Source organism: Piscinibacter defluvii (assembly GCF_004011805.1).
In the GTDB taxonomy this organism is placed as follows: domain Bacteria; phylum Pseudomonadota; class Gammaproteobacteria; order Burkholderiales; family Burkholderiaceae_C; genus Piscinibacter; species Piscinibacter defluvii.
Genome location: NZ_RCHJ01000040.1, coordinates 21,668 through 27,667, shown reverse-complemented (window position 1 = coordinate 27,667; position 6,000 = coordinate 21,668). Strand labels below are relative to the sequence as shown.

Sequence of the window (6,000 nt, the reverse complement as noted above, 5' to 3'; positions counted from 1 at the left end):
ATGGCGCCGGAGGCGTAGTCGTCGGCGTCCAGATCCAGCGCCCGCGCCGGCTGGCTGTGCATTGCAAGCAGCGGCAACAGCGCTGCCACCGCCAGTGCCCTGAGGTCACCGAAATGGCGAGCCATTGCCCCTTTGAAGCGAACTCGCGAACCGTTTGTCATGCTGTCTCCTGTGGCTAGTGCTTGAGTACGAACTGCGCTTCATGCGCTTCATTGCCTCACATGTGCGTGAGCAATCCGTCGTCGACCCGTGCCACTTCGGACGCGGGGTAGTCAATCAACGAGCGGCCGGGAGCTCGGCGATCCGCGCCGCGATGCGCTCGGCAGCCTCCTGCAGCGCCTGCTGTTCTGCCGGCCGCAGCGTCAGCGGAACGAGTCCCATGTCACCGAGTGCCCGACAAGCGCCTTGTCGACGCCGTAGTCGACACCCGGCCAGCACCCCGTGGCGCGGGGGTGCCTTGACCAAGGAGCCTGCGGAGTTGCTCAAGCGCCATTTGCGTCTTGATGGCGAAGGCCACCTCATCAGGCACGCCGGCGCTGCGCGTTCGCGACCCACCTTTATGACTCGCCACTCTCACGGGTTGCCGGCTCTTCTCGGCGAGAGCAGACTTGTGTTGCCCGTGGCCGATTCGGTCAGGCACTCGCGCAGGCGCTGCAGGCGCTGCTCGCCAAATCCCAGCCCGCGGGCGAGGTAATCGTCGACGCCACCGAACGCGGTGTCGATCGACTCGAACGCGGCCTCGATATAGGACGGCCTGGCGGCGGTGAACGCCTCAGCCACCGACTCGGTCGTTCCGGGCGGCATCAAATGCCCGATGTCGCGCCGGCAGACGTTCGTCAGCAGGTAGTCTTCGACGATCACCGTACGGGGTACGCCGAGCGCCATCAGGATGACCGCCGCACCGAAACCCGTGCGATCCTTGCCGCTCACGCAATGGATCAGCGTCGGCCGCCCCGCCGCCTCTTCCACCGCTTCGAGCATGCGCCGATACTCGGCGCGATGGTGCACCGCATAGCGTCGGTAATGCCCCGTCACGGCGCGCTCGATCCCGGCGGCGTCGATGCGCAGCTCGCGCAGGGCCTCCAGCATTTCAGGTACACCGTCCGGCCAGAAGCCGATCTCCGTGACCTTGGGGGCTGCACCGGCAGGCAGTCGGTTGGGATGCAGCTCTCGTTCGTGCGGTAGGCGGAAGTCGACGATACCGTACAGGTCAAGTGCGGCCACGCGCGCCAAGTCCTCTTCGGTTAGCGCCGCCAACGAGTCAGAGCGGAACAGCCGGCCCCAGCGCGTCCGCCGCCCATCGCCGACCGGATAGCCGCCGAGGTCGCGGAAGTTCACAGCGCCTTGCAGCGGAACCCGGCGCTGCGCCAAGTCGCCGGTTGAGCCCGCCTGGGGTGAGGCCGGTGCATCGCAGTGCGTTCGCATGGCGCGCGGCTTCAAAGATCCAGGACCAGCGTCGCGCCCTTCGAGCGCGACACGCAGGTGGTCAGGAACTGCGTGCGTGCCTCGGCGGACAGCAAGTAATCCCGATGCTCGACGTCGCCCGCGAGATAGCGGACCTTGCACGTACCGCACAGGCCGCTCTGGCACGATGTCGGTACTTCGATGCCGTGCTCGCCAAGCACCTGCGCGATCGACTTGTCGTTCGGTACCGTCAGGACCGTTCCCGTGCTGGCGATCTTGATCTGGAACCCGAGCGCCAGCGCATCGCTGCCGATGTCGTGGGGGACTCCCTCGGCGGGAAGCACCGGCGCGCCGACGAAGTACTCGAAGTGCACCGCCTCGGCGGGCCAATTGGTGCAGGCACGTGTGCAGGCCTCCATGAACCCGGGGGGGCCGCAGTAGTAGAGCTGCCAACCCGGCTCGTACCGCCGCAGCAGCGCCGCGATGTCGAGGCCCTTGGCCGGATTGCCGCCGTCGAAGTGCATGATCACGCGCCCCTTGGCGGCCAGCGGCGCGAGTTCCTCCTGGAACGCCGCGTGGGCGCTCGACTTCGCGCAGTAGTGCAGGGTGTAGTCCGCGCCTATCCTTTCCAACCGATGCACCATGGCCTTCAGCGGCGTGATGCCGATGCCGCCGGCCAGCAGGATCTGGTAAGGCGCCGCTTCGACCAGCGGGAAGTTGTTGCGCGGGTGTCCGACCGCGACGAGCCGTTGCGTGTGCACGCGCTCGTGGATCGCGATGGACCCCCCGCGCCCGTTGTCCTCGCGCAGCACTGCGATCAGGTATCGCCGACGCTCGGCGGGGTCGTTGCACAGCGAATACTGTCGCACCCGCCCGTCGCGGAAGTACAGATCCACATGGGCCCCGGCGGTGAACTCCTCCAGTTCGCCGCCGTCCTCGCGCACGAATTCGTAGGCGTTTATGCCGATCCCCTGGTAGGTGATCTGCCGGACCCGCAGGTTCAATGCCGTCTTCGGGTAATTGCCGGTGTGACTCAACTGGTACATGTCGCTCTCGGCCCCGGCCTGCTCAGTCGATTCAACGAATGCCGGCGCCGCTCCGCGGTCGAACCAGGGCTTGCGCACGGCGTCGATCAGAGACTCGCTTCGATCTCATCGAGGCGCCGCAGGACGTGCGGCCTGCGCTGCGCGACCGGCAGTTCGTCGCACTCCTTCATGATCGCGAAGACTTGGTGCGCGGCCTTGCGTATGACGTCACTATCCGCTTCCCGGCTCGTGCGGCGACGGATCCGCAGCCGGCTGTCCGAGGTATATCTGGGCAGCGTTTGCCCGCCGCCCGCCTCGGCCTTCGCGCGCACCGGGTCGGGCGGCGCCTTGCCGGCCACCGCGTCGCGAAGCAGCGAGCGGCACATGTACACGCCCACGTCCGACCGGCCGGGATGCTCAAGACCGTGGAGGGCTATCGGCCCCTGGCTGACGATGGCTTCGTAGTCGCCCGGAACCCGCTGCGTCTCTTCATAAGGCCGATGCCGGGTCTGACCGATCAGAAAGTCGATCTTGTCGACCCCGCACTCCTCTTCCCTTCCACGGTGCTCCGGGTCCACCTCGTCGTTGAAGTGGCGCCAGCCAAAGGCGATCGAGTGCTCGTCGTCAACCGGCACCTGCCAACGCGACATCGCCGGGCCGGAGTGTCGCTGCGGCGCCGCCGCCACGATGGCGGCGTTCTGCATCCAGTTCGGCAGGCCCATCTGCGAGATGCGGATCCAGACTTCGTCGTCGGACAGGCGCCGACCGGCGGTGAAGATCATGCCGTTGTTGTCGTCGGTCGGGTGCCAGTCGACGATCGGCATCTCGCCGAAGCCCCCCTGCAGCGTCGCGCCGTCGGCGAGTTTCGCGTCCACGCCGGCAACCGTCATGTTGTTATGCAGCAGCGCGGTGTGGTAGTGGTCGATCTGGTTTTCGTAGACCTGCAGCCAGTTGCAGTCGAAGACATTGGAGAACGGGATCAACCGCGTTCCCTTCGGCAACACGTAGCCGTCGAACACCGGGAACTCCGGTCTGCGATCCGCCGGCCCCATGTAGGCGAACACCAGGCCGTCGCGCTCGAAGGCCGGATAGGCGCCCTGGCAGACGGTGTCCTTCAGCTTGGTGTCGGGCGGTTCCGCCGGCGCCTCCAGCAGGCTGCCGTCGACGTCGAAGTGCCATCCGTGGTAGCAACAGCGGATCCCGCGTTCCTGCACGATGCCGAACTCGAGCGAGGCGCCGCGATGGGCGCATTTGCGGTGCAGCACGCCGACGTTGCCCTGGCGATCCCTGAATGCCACCAGATCCTCGTGCAGGATCCGGATCGCCTTGGGTACGTCGGTCAGTTCCTGCGACAGGCATACGGGCTGCCAGTAGCGGCGCATGTACTCGCCCATCGGTGTGCCGGGGCCAGTACGAAGGATTTCCAGGTTCGTGGGCGCGGCATTCTGCAGATCTCGCAGCCGGTACCCGCTGTAGGCCCTGCCCTGCCCGGCCACGGCCACGGCCACGGCCAAAGTCTCACTCTTACCCATCTGAAGATCTCCTCGCAATCCGGAGCGCCCGCGATTCGGGGCGGCTTGCCATCCGCTGTTTGCCGAACCAGTGTAGCCAGCGGCAGGCGCGACTTCTATGGCGCGGTCGGACAAAACCGGTGCCAGGCGTTGGCCGACAGCGCTAAAGAGCACTGAACAACACGACATCGGCCGCAGTGTGACGCGGCTGATCGCCCGGGCCGCCATCGCGGCGAGGTGCGGCCGTTGTAGGCTGTCGGCGCGCGCTTCGAGGCCCACGACGGCTCGATCTTGAGGCTGCGGACGCACCAACTCCCACCGGCGGCAAAGGCCGCCTTGCGATGCACAGGTTCACGAGCGCCGCTTGCACCTTCGCGCGGGCCGCGTTCTTGGCCAGGCCGCGCTAGCTGACCATGCGGTAGCCGACCAGGTTCTTGATGACGTGGAACGGGTACTCGACGCGAGCGCGCGAGCGGGCCTTGATCCGTTCGCAGATCTGCGTCAGCGCCTTCAGCGGCCCCTCGGCCATGCCGCGTAGCGTGTCCGGCTTCATGGCGATGTTCCACATGATGTCCTCGCGCAGCTTGCCCTCACACTGTGCGTGCGCAATGTCCGACTCGTTGGCGGCCGTGCAGACTACGCTGTGGACCAGGCCCGTGTCGGCATCGATGCCCGTGGCATTTTCATGCCGAAGAAATGCCACTCGTTGCCCTTCTTGGGATGGTGCATCTCGGGGTCACGCTCGCCCTTTCTGTTCTTCGTCGAGCCGTGCGCCGCGACGATCGTCGCGTCCATCACCGTGCCTTGCCGCATCAGCAGGCCTCGCTCGGTCATGTGCGCATTGACTTCGGCGCGGATCGCCGCGCCGAGCTCGTATGCCTCGAGCAGACGGCGAAACTTCAGCAGCGTCGTTGCATCAGGCACGTTCTGCCTGGCCCGATCGATGCCGACAAACTCGCGCATGGCTTGGCTGTCGTACAGCGCGTCCTCGAGTGCTTCGTCGGCCAGCGTGTACCACTGCTCCTACTGAGCATCCCAAGCCCATGACCGTGCCCAGCGTTCGCGAAGAAACGGCTAAGCGCTACAAGGCGAACGGCAGCGCCGAGATGACCGACACGTCATTAGTGCGAGACCGTGGCGTTGTCGGACGCCGCGTGGTGAGCCCGTTACTGAGCATGGTCCGGGAATCGTCGGCGAGAGTGGCGAGCGGCGCGAGCCGCATCCCGTTTGAGAGATCGAGTCGAATTCGACGCTTCCCATGGCGCTGCCGTTCATCAACGATGCTGGAGCAAGCCATAGCAATGCGCAAGCGAGACGACGAGGTGTTTCCCAACGCGGCCGAGATCGACGTCGGGGCATCAAGCCACTGGGTGGCGGTGCCGCGGCATTTGGCCGAGCAGGCCGGCTGCGAGCCGGTACGCGAAATCGGCGCCATGACCGACGACCTCAACGCCCTGGCCGACTGGCCGCTGGCGCTGGGCGTGGACACGGTGGCGCTGGAGTCCACCGGGGTGTACTGGATCCCGGTGTATGAGGTGCTGGAGCAGCGCGGGCTGAAGGTCTGGCTGGTGGATGCGCGGCAGATGAAGTACGTGCCCGGCCGTAAGAGCGACGTGCGGGACTGCCAGCGGCTGCAGAAGCTCATGAGCCTGGGGCTGCTGCGCGCGGCATGGCGCCCGGACGGCATAGTCTGCGTGGTTCGCGCCATGGCGCGCCAGCGCGAGGTGCTGATCACGGACCAGTCGACCTGGGTGCAGCGCATGCAGAAGGCGCTGGTGCAGATGAACATCCAGCTCACCGAGGTCAGCCCGAACAAATCAGCGCTTCCCCAACGGCACGCCGTGATCGCAGTGCCGACGTCGACCGGCACCGCCGATGTGCGCCGACCGGACGAGCCATCGCGTCCCGCTGAGCCCCGCGCAGCATGCGCCGCGCCCGATGGTATGTGCGGTCTCGGATAAAGACCCAGGGGCGATTTGCTCGCTCCGAGCTAGAGACGGCAGCCCACCGTTCGACCATAGTCCTTCCGTGTGCAAGCGCAGCAGCAAGGGGAAAGATCA

General features: G+C 66.4%; 3 protein-coding genes and 2 pseudogenes. 1 reads left to right on the top strand and 4 read right to left on the bottom strand.

Going from position 1 to position 6,000, the window contains the following annotated elements:
- Nucleotides 1-573: 573 nt before the first annotated feature.
- The 4 genes and pseudogenes from D9C15_RS31930 to D9C15_RS31915 all read right to left on the bottom strand — a co-directional run.
- Entirely contained in the window at nucleotides 574-1,425 is an 852-nt protein-coding gene (locus tag D9C15_RS31930; protein ID WP_259372618.1) for a tyrosine-protein phosphatase, read from the bottom strand.
- A gap of 11 nt (nucleotides 1,426-1,436) precedes the next feature.
- Nucleotides 1,437-2,528: a PDR/VanB family oxidoreductase gene (locus D9C15_RS31925; RefSeq protein WP_310734542.1), complete on the bottom strand. Its 1,092-nt coding sequence runs from the start codon at nucleotides 2,526-2,528 to the stop codon at nucleotides 1,437-1,439.
- 8 nt (nucleotides 2,529-2,536) lie between these two features.
- Nucleotides 2,537-3,937 carry a Rieske 2Fe-2S domain-containing protein gene (locus D9C15_RS31920; RefSeq protein WP_240668677.1) on the bottom strand — a complete coding sequence of 467 codons (1,401 nt, stop codon included), beginning with the start codon at nucleotides 3,935-3,937 and terminating at the stop codon, nucleotides 2,537-2,539.
- Nucleotides 3,938-4,235: 298 nt separating this feature from the next.
- Nucleotides 4,236-4,963 (bottom strand): annotated as a pseudogene (locus tag D9C15_RS31915) (IS5 family transposase); the annotation flags it as partial.
- Between the two features lie 272 nt (nucleotides 4,964-5,235).
- Here D9C15_RS31915 and D9C15_RS31910 point away from each other — a divergent pair.
- Nucleotides 5,236-5,793: pseudogene (locus tag D9C15_RS31910) on the top strand (IS110 family transposase); the annotation flags it as partial.
- Nucleotides 5,794-6,000 lie beyond the last annotated feature (207 nt).

Coding starts and splice junctions, on each gene's coding strand:
- D9C15_RS31930 (WP_259372618.1), bottom strand. CDS start 1,425: ATGCGAACGCACTGCGATGCACCGGCCTCACCCCAGGCGGGCTCAACC.